Consider the following 16,742-nt stretch of genomic DNA (forward strand, 5'->3'; position numbering starts at 1 on the left):
TGGTCGCCTTGCTCCTTTTTTGTTTCTGCTTTGTCTTTATACATACTATAGTTTCTTATCATTATATAATATGTACTTTGATTCGGGTTAACGATTACTCATTGATACTTATATTTATTAAATTGGAAATCGTGAATGTTCATTTGAGACTTTGTTGGAGCTCCTCGCTTCGACTCCGCTCAGCGTCCTATATAATGTAGATACTATAGTATATATTCGAATTAGTGAGAGCGACTGGCGAAAGCGTGACCAGTTTTCTTTTTTTAATCAAAAAGAAAATGGGAACCCCACTTCACTTCGACTCCGCTCAGTGAACTTTGTTAGGTATTGAGTCTTTGGTTGGGGTTGCAGTTCGACTGCGCTCAATGTGACAGGTGTTGGATTATTTTTTTATGAAAAGAAGTTCCATACAAGTCCAAAGCGGACAACGAAATCGCGATATGGTTGATTTGGTGCAGCGAAAAAGTTGTATCCTGTAAAGGAAGAGTTTAAGTGCTCTAACTTGAAGTAGATTCGTGTACGTCTTACTTTGGCATTGATAAATACATCAAATCGTGGGAAACCTCCAATTTTTTGTTGATTTTGACTGTAGAATTCTCCTAGTAATGGACTATATGCGTTTCCGAAGTATTCTGTGAAGTAACTGAATGTAACTCCAGTTTGAATGAAAAGCGCTTTTTTGAACCATTTGTCCGTATAGTATAATGTGTTTCTTGTTACCAGTTCAGGCACATTGAATACATCGCCAGTTTGCGTTACTTGTTGATACATGACTGTGTTGTTGAGCGCAAATTTTCCGTAGCGGAATTCTTTTCCAACTTTTACTTTTAGATAGGTGATTGCATCTTGACTTTGCTGTGGCGATACTTGCGCACCAGCAGTGAGTCCTGAAAAGTATGTGTAGTTATCTAATGAGGTGAAACTAACATCTGCATTTCCCCATTTTTTAGATTTTAGACTGAAGTTGATACTTTGCGTTCGCTCATTTTTGAGATTGTTACGCCAATTGTAGTTTATGTAATCACTGTGATTGATGATGAAGTTAAAGTTTGGCGCTTTGGAATTGATTACAATGGAAGCTTCTGCTTTTATATTATCATTGAATTTGTATCGTGCACGACCTGTAAAATAGTTCCCTCCAAGTTCTCCTGAAACATTTGCTAATAAATCAGCCTTGAGTTCAATTCCTGCTATGGTATGTCGCCACTCTCCTCCAATAGAGATTACATCTCCTTCTATTCCGCTAGGCACAACATTATCTGGTGAGAGATACAGTATTTTATCAAAGAAGTAATCGTATTTGGTATGATTGGCTTTGAATTTTACATCTCCAAAGGTTTTTGTAGTATAACTTAAACTCGCTTGATTGAATAGTTTTCGTAATTGTGAGCGATCTCTTAGCGCCGATCCTACATAAGCATCTCCAAACAATGCATTTGCGCTTGTTTGATTGTAAATGTTATATTTTGTTTCATAATTGAACGTATGTCCAATACGCAGATTGTTATCTCGAAGCGAATCTTTTTGTTTTACTATTTTGTAATCATGCTCTAGGTAGTATCGTTTTCCTACGAGTATGTTTTCTGCATCTTGAAATTGCACCGATAAACGTGAACGGTCGGTGAATTCTTCGACTCCAGTTTCAAAGTCCGTTACTGCTTCTGTAGTCAGTCCTCCATTTTCATCATTAAATACATCTTGCGAATAGAAGTGTGCTCGCAATCCGTAACGATCATTTTTGGTTCGGTAGTTTGCTGTAAATCTAAAGTTTCCGGAACTACTAAGTATGTTTTGATATTTCCCTAACGAACGCATTCCTTTGTAAGCAATTGAGAAATTCATACGTTTAGATGTATTCATCGTAATGAAAGCATTCAATAATTGCCCTTGCTCCATCGCCGTTTTAAAAAACAATTCGGTTGTTGGTGTTGGCACATTGAAATATTTCACATCTTCCACCTCATCGTAGTTAAAGTGTTTTGCGCGCATTCCTATGCTTGGAAATGCCGATGGTCTGTCAAATGAATATCCTAAACTGTTATAGGTTTGTCCTAAGTTTGAAAAAGCTATCAGTTCAAAATCATCTTTACGCAAGTAATTGTACTTGTATTCTTTTTCAATGGTTAGTGTTGTATCGATAATCGTTGTGTCACGATCGTGCGAGATTATTTTATACAGATTGATGTCGTATTCTTTTCGTTTCGCCGTTTTATCTTTTTCAGAGCCTTTGTTTTCCCTATTAATAGGTTCTTCTCCTCGCTGACTCATTTTTTGTTTTTTCTCTGGTACTGGCTGAAACTTTTCCTGCGCTTGTACAGCAGAAACAGTAATACATATAAATATAACGAAAAGGATGTGCTTCACTTCTTTGATTTTTTTAGCGTGTTCTTCTCCATGTCATCAAACATTTTACGCTAGTATGGAACAAAAGTATACTTTTTGATCGAAATAAAAAGCCAAGATTTGTTATTGAAATCATAAATTGTTGTTTTTAAGCGACTATGTTTTGTTTTTCTATTTTGATTTGACTTGCAGAACGAATAGTTTTGTCTCTTGATATTTTACGCATGTTAGCACTACAATTATTAGATGGATTAGAAGCTGGAACCGACGAAGCAGGACGCGGATGTCTTGCTGGACCTGTAACTGCAGCCGCTGTTATATTACCTGAAAGTTTTTCGAATGACATATTAAACGACTCCAAACAGTTGAGTGAGAAGAAGCGTGAAATTTTACGTCCTATTATTGAATTGGAAGCCGTAACTTTTGGTGTAGCACATATTTTCCCTAAAGAAATTGACGTTATTAATATATTAAATGCTTCTATTTTGGGAATGCATAAAGCGATTGACCAACTTTCAATATCGCCAGTACATATTATTGTAGATGGAAATAAATTTAAACCGTATAAAGAAATTCCGCATCAAACTATTATTAAAGGTGATGGAAAGTATATGAATATTGCTGCTGCTTCTGTGTTAGCCAAAACATATAGAGATGCATATATGGAAAAAATTCATGAAGAGTTTCCTATGTACAATTGGAAGAAAAATAAAGGATATCCAACTGTAGAACATCGCGAAGCTATTAAAAAGTACGGCACAACAAAGTATCACCGTATGTCATTTCGTTTACTTCCAGAACAATATACACTTGACTTATAATCTTTAAAGAGTTTTCACGTTTATTTTGTACATTAACAACTTAAACCATTATTATGAAAACCAAATTTTTTTTATTCCTGCTTGTCGGATTGCTAATTTCCTGCAATAATGACGATGATATTTCTACTAATAATAATCCAATTGCTGGCGTTTGGAAAATGATTGATGTCTCCTGTGAGTGCGCACCACCAAATTTTCAAGCAGATCATATTTGGTTCTTTGATCTTTCGCAAAATAGACTTATCGTAGAAAACGAATTAGATGAGACTTTACAAATTTTTGATTCTGGTGTATATTATTTTGCTTTAGGAGGTGAAACTATAACACTGTTAGATATTCCGTACGAATATTTCTTTGAAGATGGCAAACTACATATTGGATACCAATACCAAAGTGATGGCCCATTAATGATTTTTGAAAGGCAATAAACTGTAACATTTATAAAAAATACTGCTCTCTATGGTAAACACCAACCAATATGAGAGCTTTTTTTATATTTCTGTTTGTCGCTTTTTATACGAATGTGTCTTTCGGGCAAATTTCGCCGAGTGATTTTCAACTTGAACATGGAACGTACCAAGTAGGTTTCAAACAGTATGAAAAAGTTGATGCTACACGAACCTATAAACGTGTTTTTGAATGGACAAATAAAACAATTCTACGTCCAATTCTAATCAGTATATGGTATCCAAGTACAGAAACAACTTCACAAAAGACAACTATTTTAAGTTATTTAGAGATTTTTAAAAACGAACACGAGTGGGAACATTTACCAAACGAACAGTTATTAAATTGGTTTCCCTATCCTATCAATAATTCACACAACAAAGCAATACTTAACAATACAACCAAAGCGTTTGTAAAAAGCAACATTGCAAAAGAAAAGTTCCCTGTCATTATATATGCACCGAGTTATGAAGCGTCTTCTATTGAAAATTTTGTGTTGTGCGAATATTTAGCGAGTCATGGATATATTGTGATTTCGAGTCCGAGTCGCGGCGCAGAAATTAAATATTTTTCTGGTGGAACGCATAAAGATATGGAAGCCCAAGCACGTGATATTGAATTTCTACTACAAGAAGTTTTAAAGTTTGAACACGCAGACACTAGCAAGATTGCCACCATGGGGTTTAGTTTTGGCGGATTGTCTAATGTATTGGCACAACTTCGCAACGATTACATCAAAGCAATTGTGAGTTTGGATGGAAGCATTCGGTACAATTATAAAGTTTTAAAAGCATCTCCTTTTCATGATATCAAAAAAGTTGATGTTCCTTTTATACATTTCGCACAAAAGGACATTCCAGAAACGGTATTGAAAGCTGATAAAATTGATCCGAAATTAAATTATGAATTCGAATTTTATGATAGTTTAGTTCATAGTGATGCGTACAAACTCAAGTTTCACGATTTGACACATTCAAATTTTAGCTCGTTTGGCATTCTATTTCGTCCAAGAGACAAACGACAAGATAAAAGTGACGAAAAGATTCTCGCCTCTTATAAATTGGTTTCAAACTATACATTACAGTTCTTAAATGCATACTTAAAGAACGATCAAACTTCTTTAGAATTTCTGACTAATACACCTGAGCAAAACGGAATTTCGTCAAATATCCTTTCAAAAGAATCAAAAAAAGCGACCGAAAAACCATTCACAATTCAAGATTTTAATGATTTGGCAGCAAAACAACATTATCAAAACTTAGAAGCTTCATACAAAAAACTAATTCAAAAACATCCAAATTTAGAATTGCCCGAATGGAAACTGAACAATCTCGGCTTGCAACTCACTTTCAATCCAAAAACGTCACAACAAGGAATTTCAATATTTAAGTTCGCCGTTTATCTCTATCCAAAATCAGCGAATTTATTTGACAGTCTAGCGGAAGCGTATTTGTTTCTGAATGATAAAGAGAACGCAATCATCAATTTTAAAAAATCGCTTGCGTTGAATCCCGAAAATCAAAATGCTATCGATCGGCTGAAAGAATTAAATAAATAACTCAAGTTTCCGTTATATCTATTTAGTGCAATCATAAAGAATCATATCTCATAATTAAAACATCAACCAAAAAAACATCTCAAATGAGAAATACACTGGCTTTATTCCTAATTCTATTCACACATCAACTTTTTGCGCAGATTCCAAATAAAATATCCGACGAAGATAAGGTGTACGGACTTTCCAAATTTTGGCAGGAAGTAAACTATAACTTTATATATTTAGACAAGGTAGATAAAACCGAATGGAATAAATTATATAAAAAGCTTATTTCAGAAGTTCAAAAAACAGAAAACGATTATGAATACTACCGATTATTGCAACGGTTTTGTGCTTCTTTAAAAGACGGACATACCAATGTATACTTTCCCAAAAAAATTCAAGACAGCATCTACAACACCTATTTTGGGGAGTATCGATTGTTTTTATCAAACATTGATGGCAAAGCAATATTGACACGCGTTAATGCTAGTAAAAAAGAAGAGTTGCCAATCGGTACAGAAATTATAAAAGTCAATGGATTAACAACTCAAAAGCATTTAAGGAAAAACGTACGTCCATATATTGCTTCTTCTACAGATTTTATTCGAGACGATTGGAGTATTCAAAGAATGTTACAAGGATATGTAGGTACAACTTTCGAGCTACAACTAAAATTACCTAATGGAAAAATAAAAACGCTAAAAGTTACACACTCAAAAACAGAAGAGAAAGAAGTGTTTCCTCCTTTTGAAGAAAGAGAGTTATTAGATTTTAAATGGCTTGAGAATGATGTCGCTTATGTAGCGCTGAATTCGTTCTCCAACTGGGAGATTTCTATGAAGTTCAAAGAAATAATTCCAGAATTAAAAAAAGCAAAGAAACTCATTATAGACTTACGATACAATGGTGGCGGAAGTACCAACATTGGAAAAGAAATATTTAAACACCTTACCGAAGATGTTGTATTATATGGTTCCAAAACACAAAGTAGATTGCACATTCCTTCATTTAAAGCTTGGGGGAAATTTGCTTCCGAAAAAGATACAATTAATAATGCTTGGCAAAAGAAAGCGTTTTTATCATACAAAGATGAATATTATCATGATTTCGAATATTACGCTGATAGTATTAGTACAGATGACTTAAGACTTCTAAAAGGCAATAGAATTATAGTTCCTACCGCAATTTTAATAGGACACAATACAGCTTCGGCGGCAGAAGATTTTTTAATTTATGCAGACAAACAGAAGCATATGACTAAAATTGGCGAACCGACTTTTGGAAGTACAGGCCAACCTTTTATGTTCGATTTACCTAATGGCGGAGGCGCAAGAGTCTGCACAAAAAAAGATACGTATCCTGATGGTAGAGAATTTGTCGGATATGGAATTAAACCTGATATTAAAGTTCAGAAAACGTTGAATGATTATTTAGAGAATAAAGATCCTGCGTTGCAAAAAGCGATCGAATTTTTAATGGATCAGAAATAAAGAAGATTCAGCTATAAATTCATGCTGATACACTCAGAACGGAATGAAAATTGAAGAGCATATAACGGAATCAATTAAATTGTCCGAAATATGAAAACCATCAAACTAGTATACGCAGTTCTATTTACGTTACTTTTTACGACCGTTTCTTTAAAGGCACAGTCTAACAAAATCATTGAAATTGAGTTTCAAACTATAGAAAAAGAATCAAATGATGTTGTAATTGCTTCTGTGATTGAAATTTTATCTGGCGGAAAACGAATTGGAGTTATTCATGGAGATTTTGATGGAATTAGTAACATTAAAGTTTGCTCTGATAAAATAATAAAAGGTCAAATTACGCTCAATGTGTATGGAATGAAATGCAAGCCATTTCAAAATAAATACACAATTCATAACGATTCAAAAATCAGCATACTCCTTGAATATGGAGAAACCAAATACAAAACGCTTAAAGATAGAATGCTAATTCTAGCTGACTTAAATATTCCTATATGCAATATCGAGTCTATTGAAGAGGAAGATGACAACACTTATTACAAACATTGTGATGGAAGGCTGAAAAAAAAGAACGAAATTCCTAAAAGAGAATTGTCCGAATGGCAACCTGTTGAAAATTAAAAATCGCTTTAGTATAATTTCTGAGTAAATTCTAGCAAACAGCATTTTGCAAATAGTTACAAGTTAAGTCCAAAATGCTGAATTACTAGGGATACTATTTTGAAACTTCTTTACCTTAAGGACAACCAGAAGTAGCTTTTGGCTTTGCAGGCATTTTATTATCATCCGCAGGACAGATTAATTGCGAAATGGTCAAAAATATTGTTGGTGTTGCAGATGCCGCTAATCCTCCATGTAATTCAAATTGATTTAGCGAACTAATTTTTCTCTTCGTAAGCGATAGATTTTTTACACTCTTTTTCATAAGATTCTTTTTATGTTTACATCTATATGGGTTTATATCAAAGATTCATTACCCATATTTTTAAAAAAATGTAACTTTAGCTTTCTAAATTATTTTTTATGTGGGAAGAACGACTTCAAATTTTTGACGCTATTGTCGCTAAATGTCCTCGCTTTGCGCGAAAAGGCAAAAGTATGATTTACACTTCTGCAAACGGACACATGTTTGGCTTGTTGAATAAAGCTGGCGAAATTGGCTTTCGGTATTCGAAAGAAGTACAAGAAAAATACATTAAGGAGTTTAATTCTGATTATTACAAATCGCATGGAGCTACCATGAAAGGCTATGTCTTAATTCCTGATAATATGCTTTCTGACATTGACACATTAGCCAAATATTTAGACGAAAGTTATGATTATGTGATGTCGCTTGATTCGAAATAATTTGAATTTATCGAATGGATTTTATACACTTTATAGATAAATCTAAACTGAATCTAGTTTTAAAAAACGGTATTAAAGTTACTGATTGTTATCGCGGAAAAGGAATATTAATATATCCCAATAAAGAAATATCTTTTAAGACCTATAGCTCAGAACCTGAACTAATTAAAGATGAAAAGTTATCTAATAAACTTTCTATTGATAAAAAATGGGAAAAAATTGGAGCTTTAGGACTTAGACAAAATGGAAAAACTGTCTACGGTATTAAGGTTGAAGTCCCCAATTCATGTTGGCCATTAAAAGTATTCATCAATATTCAACATCAAATTGCAAAAGAATTTGGTAAACTTTTAGACGAAATTGATGCATCTGGCATTAAATACTTAACTGGAGAGACTCTTACTGAAGTTATCAATAGGATTAAATCACCACAATTCACTCTTGAAGGCTTATTCATTATAAACTCTGAAAACGATTTAAAAGAATTCATAGAAATATTTCAAAAAGCTGGTGGCGGAATTTGGAGTGCACATTCATTTGATTGTATGATCCAATCTGACATTTCAGCTAAATCTGTTAAAGAAATAATAGAATAACATTTTACAAACTCACTCAAAACACCATTTCACTCATTCTCTATTTGCTGCACTACAATTTACACCTATCTTCACTAAAGAGCGTAAAGCTTCTTAGTACATAACGGAGTTTCTGTGTCTCTAATGTGCAGTTTGGATATTTGTTAATAAGAACTGTAATTCTATTGCCTTCATACTAATTCATAAATTAGTAAGTTTTATATTTTTGTAGATACCTTACAAAAGGGCAACAACATCATAAGATGTTATAAAATAGATATTGCATGCAAAGAATTCTCATTCTTCTTCTTACCATACTAAGCATTGGTTGTACCACAGAGACTCCTAAAGAATATTCTTTAGTAGCCTACGTACCACAAAACGCTGCTGCTATTGTACAAATTCAAAATTTTGAAAGTTTCCGCAGTGAATTAAAGAACAACAAGCTGTTAAAATCATTTCGAAAACCTTCATTTAAAAAAGACTTTAATGACTTTTTGAATTATTTGCAATACTTAAAACCCAATTCAAAATCTATACTATCCATTAATGAATTGGAAAAAGGCAATTTTGAATATCTGTTTGTCACAAAATTTCATCCCGATTTAATTGCCTTAGATTCTCTTGCGAAAGCTACCACTGAAAAAATTACCTACGAAGGCAACTCAATTACCAAAACTACTTTGGGCGATCGTGTAAATTATACATTTATTACAGATAGTATTTTTGTAAATTCTTCTTCTGAAGTATTGATCGAAAATTGCATTCGTTCCTATGAAAAAGCAGCAATTTCTGAGACATTCAAAAAAGTATATACAACTATTGATGAAACGAAGTCTGCTACACTATTAGCGAATCCGAAGTACGTTGCACCTTTATTGAAAAAATTATTTCCGAATGCAGCTACCGATATTGTTTCAAATTTTGGCGAACAAGCGGCACTTGACATAAGTATTTTGCCTGACGAGCTTTCCTTTACGGGAATTGTTACGGCGAACGACTCGTTATCGCACACACTGAGTTCATTGAACAATACAATGCCGCGAGAATATAAAATGGCAAAAGTGATTCCTCCATTCTTTGAACATTTCACATCTATTACATTTGATGCGTATGAAAAATTTCATCCAGAAACGAAAAACTCATTGTTAGATGCTTTGGAAGAAGTTACAAGCTTTAAGTTTAATGGTGGCACATTTACAGGTTTGCGTTTTATTTCGCCTAGCAATGAATCTGTCACACAACTAACAGCAAACACTGAATATAGCACTGTACGAAATACAAAGGTTTATAAAAACGAAGATGCATCACTTTTTAAAGATCACTTCTCTCCTTTTATAAAAGATTTCAGCAACGAATTTTATGTAGTTTTAGATGAATATATTGTATTTACTGATGGAGATAATTTGCGCAATTTGGCAATGTTGATTGGAATGTATAAGGATGAACAAACATTGTTTTATCAGAAAAATTATCAAGAAGCAATTAAAAATTTGAGTGATGAATCGTCTTTGCTAACTTTTGTCAATCTGGAAAACTTCAAAAAAACATTCGCGGAAAGCGCAAAAAAATCATATCAAAAAGAAATTTCTAGCATTAATATAAGTGAGTATCCATTTGCGGCTTTGCAATTTATCAACGAAAAAGGAAGCAATTATGCGCACGTTCACGGAATTTTAAAACGAAATACGACAAAACCTTCTAAAAATACTGTTTCACAAGCCTTAAATGTGGTTTTGGATAATCCTGTAGCAACGGATCCGCAATTTGTCAAAAACCATATCACTAAACGCAAGGAAATTGTTGTGCAAGACGATCAAAATGTATTGTATTTAATTTCTACAGCAGGAAAAATACTGTGGAAAAAACAATTGGACGGACCAATTTTAGGCAAAGTTTCACAAATAGATTTGTATAAAAACGGACGTTTGCAATTGGCAGTAACAACGCCACAAACTTTTTATGTATTAGATAGAAACGGAAAAGATGTAAAACCATATCCTACAAAAGCTACATCTACATATACGCAACCTGTAGCTATTTTTGATTATGATAAATCGAAAAATTATCGTTTTGTCTTTACAGAAGGAAACAAGGTTGCAATGCGCGATAAAAAAGGAAAAACAGTTTCTGGGTTTAAGTTTTCAGGAGCTGAGAATGACTTCATAAATCCGCCACAGCATTTTAGAGTTCGTTCTAAAGATTACATTACGTTTCAAGAAAGCAACGGGAAATTACATATTTTATCACGTACAGGGAAACCGAGAATTACGCCAAAGAAAAATATTCAATTTTCAAACAATACCATATACATTCATAACAACCTTTTCACGACATCTGATCGTAATGGAAATTTGATTCAAGTAGATGGAAAAGGACAAATTCAACAAACAAAATTGCCTGTAGAAGAAAGTCATGATGTTGTAATGACGAGTAAAACGCTGGTAAGTTTCTTTGAGAATAAGTTACGTATCAAAGACAAAACCGTGGAACTCGATTTTGGTTCGTATAGCAAACCCAATATTTTTATTATTCGAAATAAAATTTATGTGACAATTACAGACAAAGACGCCCAAAAAGTATACTTATTTGATAGCAATGCTAAACCTATTGCGGGCTTTCCTGCTTTTGGAAGTTCTGCTATTGATTTAGGTAATTTTGATAAAGACAACAAACTGGAATTGGTCACTAAAGGAGAAAATAATACGGTATTGGTGTATAAGTTGAATTAGGTATTTGGTATTTGGTATTTGGTATTTGGTAAAGTATATTTTTTCTTCAAAATCATAACAACCTAATCATCTAAAAAAGTCTAAGAAGTCTAAACTATATTTCCGTTCCTATAGTATCAATTTCTTCATAAACATCGCTTTCAACACGCAAGCGTCGAATGCGCTTTCTTAGCAAGGAAGTTTCTAAAAAACCTAAAAATCCAGGAATGAAAAATATAAATATTGAATATAAATCTTGTGTATTCACACTAAATCCATAACTGATACTAATAATCATTGAATATAAAATTCCTGCTCCAATATATATAAGGAAAGTAGAACAGCAAATAGTCCCAACCCACAAAAGCTTATGTACTTTCTTTTCTAATCGTCGCTTTTCTTTTCGCCTGTAAAAACGGAAACTTTTTATGTGATAAAGAATATTTGTAACCGAAAACAAAAAAGCTAAAACTAAATGGATGTGTACGTAATATGGGATTCTTGAAAAATTTTCTTTTGTGAACTGAAATCCAACAATGTATACGACCACACCGACAATGATGATAGAAAAGATGATCAAAAGAATTTTAAATACACGCATACAGTTGGTTACTTATAAAATGGAATTATTACCAATATTGTCTAATTCTTGCTCCAAAGATAAATTTTCGTGGCGTTTTTGTATTCTTTTAAACATGAAAAAAACTTCTATAATACTTACTAAACTAAAAAATAGAATAATCAGAATAAAGATAAAACCAGTTATATCTTGTCCTATTGTAGCATTTGTTCCGTAAAAATAGTTAACAAATGTTTCTTCAATAATATATAAAATATAACCTGGTACAATTAAAGCGGCAATCCAAAATAATTTATGAATGTTTTGCTTTCGCTTAATTTTACTATAATATGAATATGTCTTTATATGAAAACTAATGCTCATAATTCCTGATACAAAAGCAATGCCTAAAAGAATGTAATCAAAAACACCCGCCATTGTATTACGTGAAAACGAATTAATAAAAATAAATAACATGCCACCTGTTGCAATAATAGTAAAAGCAATGATGAAAAATTTTATAGATTTTTGAATAATTGTTTTGGTCAATGTAAGTTATTTTTGAAACTTAAATATAAGACTTTCATTACTAAGATTCATTAATGCCTTTTATATTTTCTATTTCTTCGTGTTGTTCTCGTCTACGTTTATAGATGGTAACAAAACGATTTAATTTATAGGTTTCTAATAGCGAAACCAATCCGAAAATGATAAAACAAATAGATAAAATTATACTTAGAGAATATATATCAAAGGTTCCGTTCACAATCTTAGGAAACAAAATTCCTAAACCTAATACCAAATTAATAAGCCCAAATGAAATATGTAATGCCCAATATTGTTTTGAAAGTTCTTCTATCGTTTTCCCAAAAATGAATAACGGATAATAGCGTAAGGTTTTTACATGAAAATAAATACTAAACGAACTTGTACAAGCTAAGAAGAATAATGCTGAAACAGCACCTTGAAAACTTCTTAAATCTAAATACATTACATAGCTAAATATAAAAAGTAGTATTGTGATAACTACTGTAAAAATGAGCAATCCTATTTTTACAAGTTTCATTTTACAGTTTGATGTGCAAGTTCAGCTTCAAAAAGTGTTTCAAAATGACGCAATAGTTTTTCTTTCACTTCTGCTTCATCAATTTGCATTTTCCCCAATTCAACATGTAAAGAAGTTACTGCTTTTCCTCTAATTCCACATGGAATAATATTATCAAAGTATCCTAAATCGGCATTTACATTCAAAGCAAAACCGTGCATGGTTACCCAGCGACTCGCACGAACGCCCATAGCACAAATTTTACGCGCAAATGGTGTTCCAACATCAAGCCAAACGCCTGTTTCTCCTTCGCTCCTAGTAGCTTTCAAACCATATTCTGCCAAGGTTAGAATAATCATTTCTTCTAACAATCGTAAGTATTTATGAATATCTGTAAAGAAATTTTCCAAGTCTAAAATAGGATAGCCTACAATTTGTCCGGGTCCGTGATAGGTAATGTCGCCACCACGATTAATTTTATAAAAAGTAGCACCTTTTGCAGCTAGTTGCGTTTCGTCCAACAACAAATTAGACATATCGCCACTTTTCCCCAACGTATACACATGCGGATGTTCTACAAACAAAAAATGATTTTTCGTTTCCAAACCTGCGTCTTGACGTCGATTCTTAATTTTGGTGTCTACAATTTCCTTGAATAAATCTTCTTGAAAATCCCACGTTTCCTTATAATCTTTCGTGCCTAAATCCTGTACTTGTATTGTCTTATTCAATGTCTGCATATTTACAAGTACAAAAATACGATATTATATTATTAAAAAAGAGGAACTACAAGTGTGTAATTCCTCTTTTTTATATTTCTAAAAATGGAGTTCTTATTTTTCTAATTCAACTTCAACATTTAAGACTTCCGGATTATCCAAAAATTCCATAAAGTTGATTTCTACTGTAAAACTCTTCCCATCTTTCCCAATAACAGCATCTTTTAAAGAAACTGATTTTATTTTTCTAGGAAAATGATAGTCTAATTTGTAGCTTGATGAAGCTAATATCATTTCTGCTTGCCCTAGATTTCCTTTCAGAGAATCTATCATTTTTTTATCTAAGACGCTAAATGCACGTTTAAAAACATTGTTCTTATATGAATATTTCATCGAAGTTATCTCCTCAGGATTTATACCTGCTAGTGGATTTGAATTTCCCATTCCACCATATTGCTTACTCATTTCCGCAAGCTTATTTAAACCGTCATACGTTTCTTGTAAATTGTTGATATTATCAAAATCCATAAAAACATCAAGGTTCATTTTACTTTTTTTGGTGTCCATCACCATGTGCATATTCAGTCTATTTAAACTTTCCAATTGTTTTTTTTCTTCTTTAGAAAGTTTAGACATATCCAATTTTTGTTTGGAAAATAATTCTTTGAATGATATCATAGAATCGATAGACTCTTCTCTACCACCTGTTATTTGACTTCCTGCCATTTGCATTATTTCTGAACCGTCGAAATAAAGAGACATTTTTCCTGATCCATCTTCATTGATATAAATCGTTTCAGAGAATTCACAGCTTGTGCAAAATGTGATGATTGCGACTAAAAGTCCTAAATAGATTTTTTTCATAGTAATTTAATTAAGTTATTGTTAATGTCGGTCTGGATTATTTAATATAACTAAAGCTGCAATGGTTCCAGGAACCCATCCGCAGATCCACAAAATAAAGACAATTATAATAGATCCGCAACCTTTATCCAAAACAGATAGCGGCGGAAATATAATTGTCAATAATACTCTCCATATACTCATGTTATTACTTTGCTTGATGACTGATGATACTTGTAAGACTGAAAAACAGCAAAAATGTTACACGATTCCTTGTATTTACAAAGTTTTACAACTTTAAATATTTCCAAATCAATACATTGGTATACTTCCAAAATGTATCTATCTTTGCAAACTTAAATTTACACATAATATTATGCAATTATCAGAGCAAGAAATCGTTCGCAGAGAAAAACTTTCAAAGTTACGCGAACTCGGCATTAACCCTTATCCAGCAAATCTTTATCCTGTAAATCATACTTCGAAACAGATAAAGGAAACATTTGCAGAAGGTAAACAGGTGATCCTTGCAGGTAGATTGATGCGTAAAAAAGTGCAAGGAAAAGCTTCTTTCACAGAAATTCAAGATGCAGAAGGAAGAATTCAAGTGTATTTTAATAGAGACGAAATTTGTCCTGGAGAAGACAAAACCTTATATAATGACATTTTTAAGAAACTATTAGATTTAGGAGATTTTATAGGAATTGAAGGTGAATTATTTACAACACAAGTTGGAGAGAAAACAGTAATGGTAAAGAATTTTACGTTACTTAGTAAAGCTTTAAAACCATTACCACTTCCAAAAGAAAAAGATGGAGTTGTATATGATAAGTTTGACGATCCTGAACAACGTTACCGCCAGCGTTATGCTGATTTAGTGGTAAATCCTGAAGTAAAAGAAGTTTTTGTAAAGCGTACGAAGTTATTCAACGCCATGCGTAATTTCTTTAATGAGGCAGGTTATTTTGAAGTTGAAACACCCATTTTACAACCAATTCCTGGTGGAGCTGCGGCACGTCCGTTTGTAACACATCACAACTCATTGAACATTCCATTATATATGCGAATTGCCAATGAATTGTATTTGAAGAGATTGATTGTTGGTGGATTTGATGGTGTATACGAATTTTCTAAAAACTTCCGTAACGAAGGAATGGATCGTACGCACAATCCAGAATTTACAGCAATGGAAATATATGTAGCCTACAAAGACTACAATTGGATGATGGACTTCACAGAAAGTTTACTAGAGCACTGTGCAATTGCCGTAAATGGTGAAACAACTGCAACGTTTGGTGAACATAAAATTGATTTTAAAGCACCATACAAACGTGTAACAATGACGCAATCGATCATTGATTTTACAGGATTTGACATTACTGGAAAGTCTGAAGAAGAATTGTTTGAAGCTGCCAAAGGCATGGGAATTGCAGTTGATGGAACTATGGGGAAAGGAAAATTGATCGATGAAATTTTCGGTGAAAAATGTGAAGGAAACTATATTGAGCCAACATTCATTACAGATTACCCTAAAGATATGAGTCCGTTGTGTAAAGTACACCGCGACAATCCAGAGTTAACAGAACGTTTTGAATTAATGGTTTGCGGTAAAGAAATCGCAAATGCATATTCAGAGTTAAATGATCCAATTGATCAACGTGAACGTTTTGAGGCACAATTGAAACTTTCTGAAAAAGGTGATGATGAAGCTATGTTTATTGACAATGACTTTATTCGCGCATTAGAATATGGAATGCCACCAACATCTGGTTTAGGAATTGGAATGGATCGTTTAATTATGTATTTAACCAACAATCCATCAATTCAGGAAGTATTGTTCTTCCCGCAAATGCGTCCAGAGAAAAAGCAAGTTGCCTTAACTGACGAAGCAAAAGCTGTCTTAGAAATTTTAAAGAAAGCTGAAAAGTTACCGTTGGCAGATTTAAAAGCACAAGCTGGATTATCAAATAAAAAGTGGGACAAGTCAGTTAAAGAATTGACAAAAAATAATCTCGCAAAAGTAGAGAAAACAGATGATGGTCTTTTTGTAGAGATTGTCTAATTTCAAAGAAAGTACATTTCGACTCCGCTCAATGTACTTTATATAAGATTTTAAAAGGAACTGTAAATTACAGTTCCTTTTTTTATGTCATTAAATAAAAAGATTTGAAAAAGTTGCCTTAATACTGTAGGGAATTTCGCTTTTTAATTGTTTTATTATTGATTTACGCCTCGTTACTATACAATCACTCTTCCAAGAGTTTTAAACAATTTATATAATGAGTATTCCTATCATTAGTGT

At 32.8% G+C, this 16,742-nt stretch carries 17 protein-coding genes; 9 read left to right on the plus strand and 8 right to left on the minus strand.

Features of this window, described 5'->3' with window-relative positions; genetic code table 11:
- Positions 1-390: 390 nt before the first annotated feature.
- Positions 391-2,364: a putative porin gene (locus ACRBBL_RS02160; protein WP_431367394.1), complete on the minus strand. Its 1,974-nt coding sequence runs from the start codon at positions 2,362-2,364 to the stop codon at positions 391-393.
- A gap of 203 nt (positions 2,365-2,567) precedes the next feature.
- On the opposite strand from ACRBBL_RS02160, the gene ACRBBL_RS02165 reads away from it, so the two are divergent.
- The 5 genes from ACRBBL_RS02165 (at position 2,568) to ACRBBL_RS02185 (ending at position 7,262) form a co-directional block, all read left to right on the plus strand.
- Positions 2,568-3,164 (plus strand): ribonuclease HII, encoded by a 597-nt coding sequence (locus ACRBBL_RS02165; protein WP_431367395.1) that lies wholly within the window; start codon positions 2,568-2,570, stop codon positions 3,162-3,164.
- A 53-nt stretch (positions 3,165-3,217) separates the two neighbouring features.
- Positions 3,218-3,592, plus strand: a complete 375-nt coding sequence (locus tag ACRBBL_RS02170; protein WP_431367396.1) for a hypothetical protein — start codon at positions 3,218-3,220, stop codon at positions 3,590-3,592.
- Between the two features lie 50 nt (positions 3,593-3,642).
- Entirely contained in the window at positions 3,643-5,169 is a 1,527-nt protein-coding gene (locus ACRBBL_RS02175; RefSeq protein ID WP_431367397.1) for a dienelactone hydrolase family protein, read from the plus strand.
- Between the two features lie 83 nt (positions 5,170-5,252).
- Positions 5,253-6,641 carry a S41 family peptidase gene (locus ACRBBL_RS02180; RefSeq protein WP_431367398.1) on the plus strand — a complete coding sequence of 463 codons (1,389 nt, stop codon included), beginning with the start codon at positions 5,253-5,255 and terminating at the stop codon, positions 6,639-6,641.
- 90 nt (positions 6,642-6,731) lie between these two features.
- Positions 6,732-7,262 carry a hypothetical protein gene (locus ACRBBL_RS02185; protein WP_431367399.1) on the plus strand — a complete coding sequence of 177 codons (531 nt, stop codon included), beginning with the start codon at positions 6,732-6,734 and terminating at the stop codon, positions 7,260-7,262.
- A 115-nt stretch (positions 7,263-7,377) separates the two neighbouring features.
- Here the strand turns inward: ACRBBL_RS02185 and ACRBBL_RS02190 are convergent, their stop codons facing one another.
- Complete coding sequence (locus ACRBBL_RS02190; protein WP_431367400.1) at positions 7,378-7,566, minus strand: hypothetical protein; 189 nt, start codon at positions 7,564-7,566, stop codon at positions 7,378-7,380.
- A gap of 98 nt (positions 7,567-7,664) precedes the next feature.
- Here ACRBBL_RS02190 and ACRBBL_RS02195 point away from each other — a divergent pair, with 98 nt between their 5' ends.
- From ACRBBL_RS02195 to ACRBBL_RS02205, 3 genes are all read left to right on the plus strand, one after another.
- The gene (locus ACRBBL_RS02195) at positions 7,665-7,988 is read left to right on the plus strand and encodes a hypothetical protein (RefSeq protein WP_431367401.1); all 324 of its coding nucleotides are present in this window, start codon (positions 7,665-7,667) and stop codon (positions 7,986-7,988) included.
- A gap of 14 nt (positions 7,989-8,002) precedes the next feature.
- Positions 8,003-8,584: a hypothetical protein gene (locus ACRBBL_RS02200; protein ID WP_431367402.1), complete on the plus strand. Its 582-nt coding sequence runs from the start codon at positions 8,003-8,005 to the stop codon at positions 8,582-8,584.
- 263 nt (positions 8,585-8,847) lie between these two features.
- Entirely contained in the window at positions 8,848-11,295 is a 2,448-nt protein-coding gene (locus ACRBBL_RS02205; protein WP_431367403.1) for a hypothetical protein, read from the plus strand.
- 94 nt (positions 11,296-11,389) lie between these two features.
- Here ACRBBL_RS02205 and ACRBBL_RS02210 read toward each other — a convergent pair whose 3' ends face one another.
- The 6 genes from ACRBBL_RS02210 to ACRBBL_RS02235 all read right to left on the minus strand — a co-directional run bounded on the left by ACRBBL_RS02210 (position 11,390) and on the right by ACRBBL_RS02235 (position 14,644).
- Positions 11,390-11,875 (minus strand): hypothetical protein, encoded by a 486-nt coding sequence (locus ACRBBL_RS02210; RefSeq protein WP_431367404.1) that lies wholly within the window; start codon positions 11,873-11,875, stop codon positions 11,390-11,392.
- A gap of 12 nt (positions 11,876-11,887) precedes the next feature.
- On the minus strand, positions 11,888-12,382 hold the full coding sequence (locus tag ACRBBL_RS02215; protein WP_431367405.1) for a hypothetical protein: 495 nt from the start codon (positions 12,380-12,382) through the stop codon (positions 11,888-11,890).
- Positions 12,383-12,422: 40 nt separating this feature from the next.
- Positions 12,423-12,899, minus strand: a complete 477-nt coding sequence (locus ACRBBL_RS02220; RefSeq protein WP_431367406.1) for a hypothetical protein — start codon at positions 12,897-12,899, stop codon at positions 12,423-12,425.
- Positions 12,896-13,609: a lipoyl(octanoyl) transferase LipB gene (gene lipB, locus ACRBBL_RS02225; protein ID WP_431367407.1), complete on the minus strand. Its 714-nt coding sequence runs from the start codon at positions 13,607-13,609 to the stop codon at positions 12,896-12,898. Before lipB ends, ACRBBL_RS02220 begins: the two co-directional genes overlap by 4 nt.
- Positions 13,610-13,711: 102 nt before the next feature.
- Positions 13,712-14,461, minus strand: coding sequence for a hypothetical protein (locus ACRBBL_RS02230; RefSeq protein WP_431367408.1), 750 nt, complete (start codon positions 14,459-14,461; stop codon positions 13,712-13,714).
- Between the two features lie 21 nt (positions 14,462-14,482).
- Complete coding sequence (locus tag ACRBBL_RS02235; RefSeq protein WP_431367409.1) at positions 14,483-14,644, minus strand: YqaE/Pmp3 family membrane protein; 162 nt, start codon at positions 14,642-14,644, stop codon at positions 14,483-14,485.
- A gap of 172 nt (positions 14,645-14,816) precedes the next feature.
- Between ACRBBL_RS02235 and lysS the strand changes: the two genes are divergently transcribed.
- Positions 14,817-16,502 carry a lysine--tRNA ligase gene (gene lysS, locus ACRBBL_RS02240; RefSeq protein ID WP_431367410.1) on the plus strand — a complete coding sequence of 562 codons (1,686 nt, stop codon included), beginning with the start codon at positions 14,817-14,819 and terminating at the stop codon, positions 16,500-16,502.
- The last annotated feature ends 240 nt before the right edge of the window (positions 16,503-16,742 follow it).

This window comes from Kordia sp. (assembly GCF_050633145.1).
Taxonomy (GTDB): domain Bacteria; phylum Bacteroidota; class Bacteroidia; order Flavobacteriales; family Flavobacteriaceae; genus Kordia.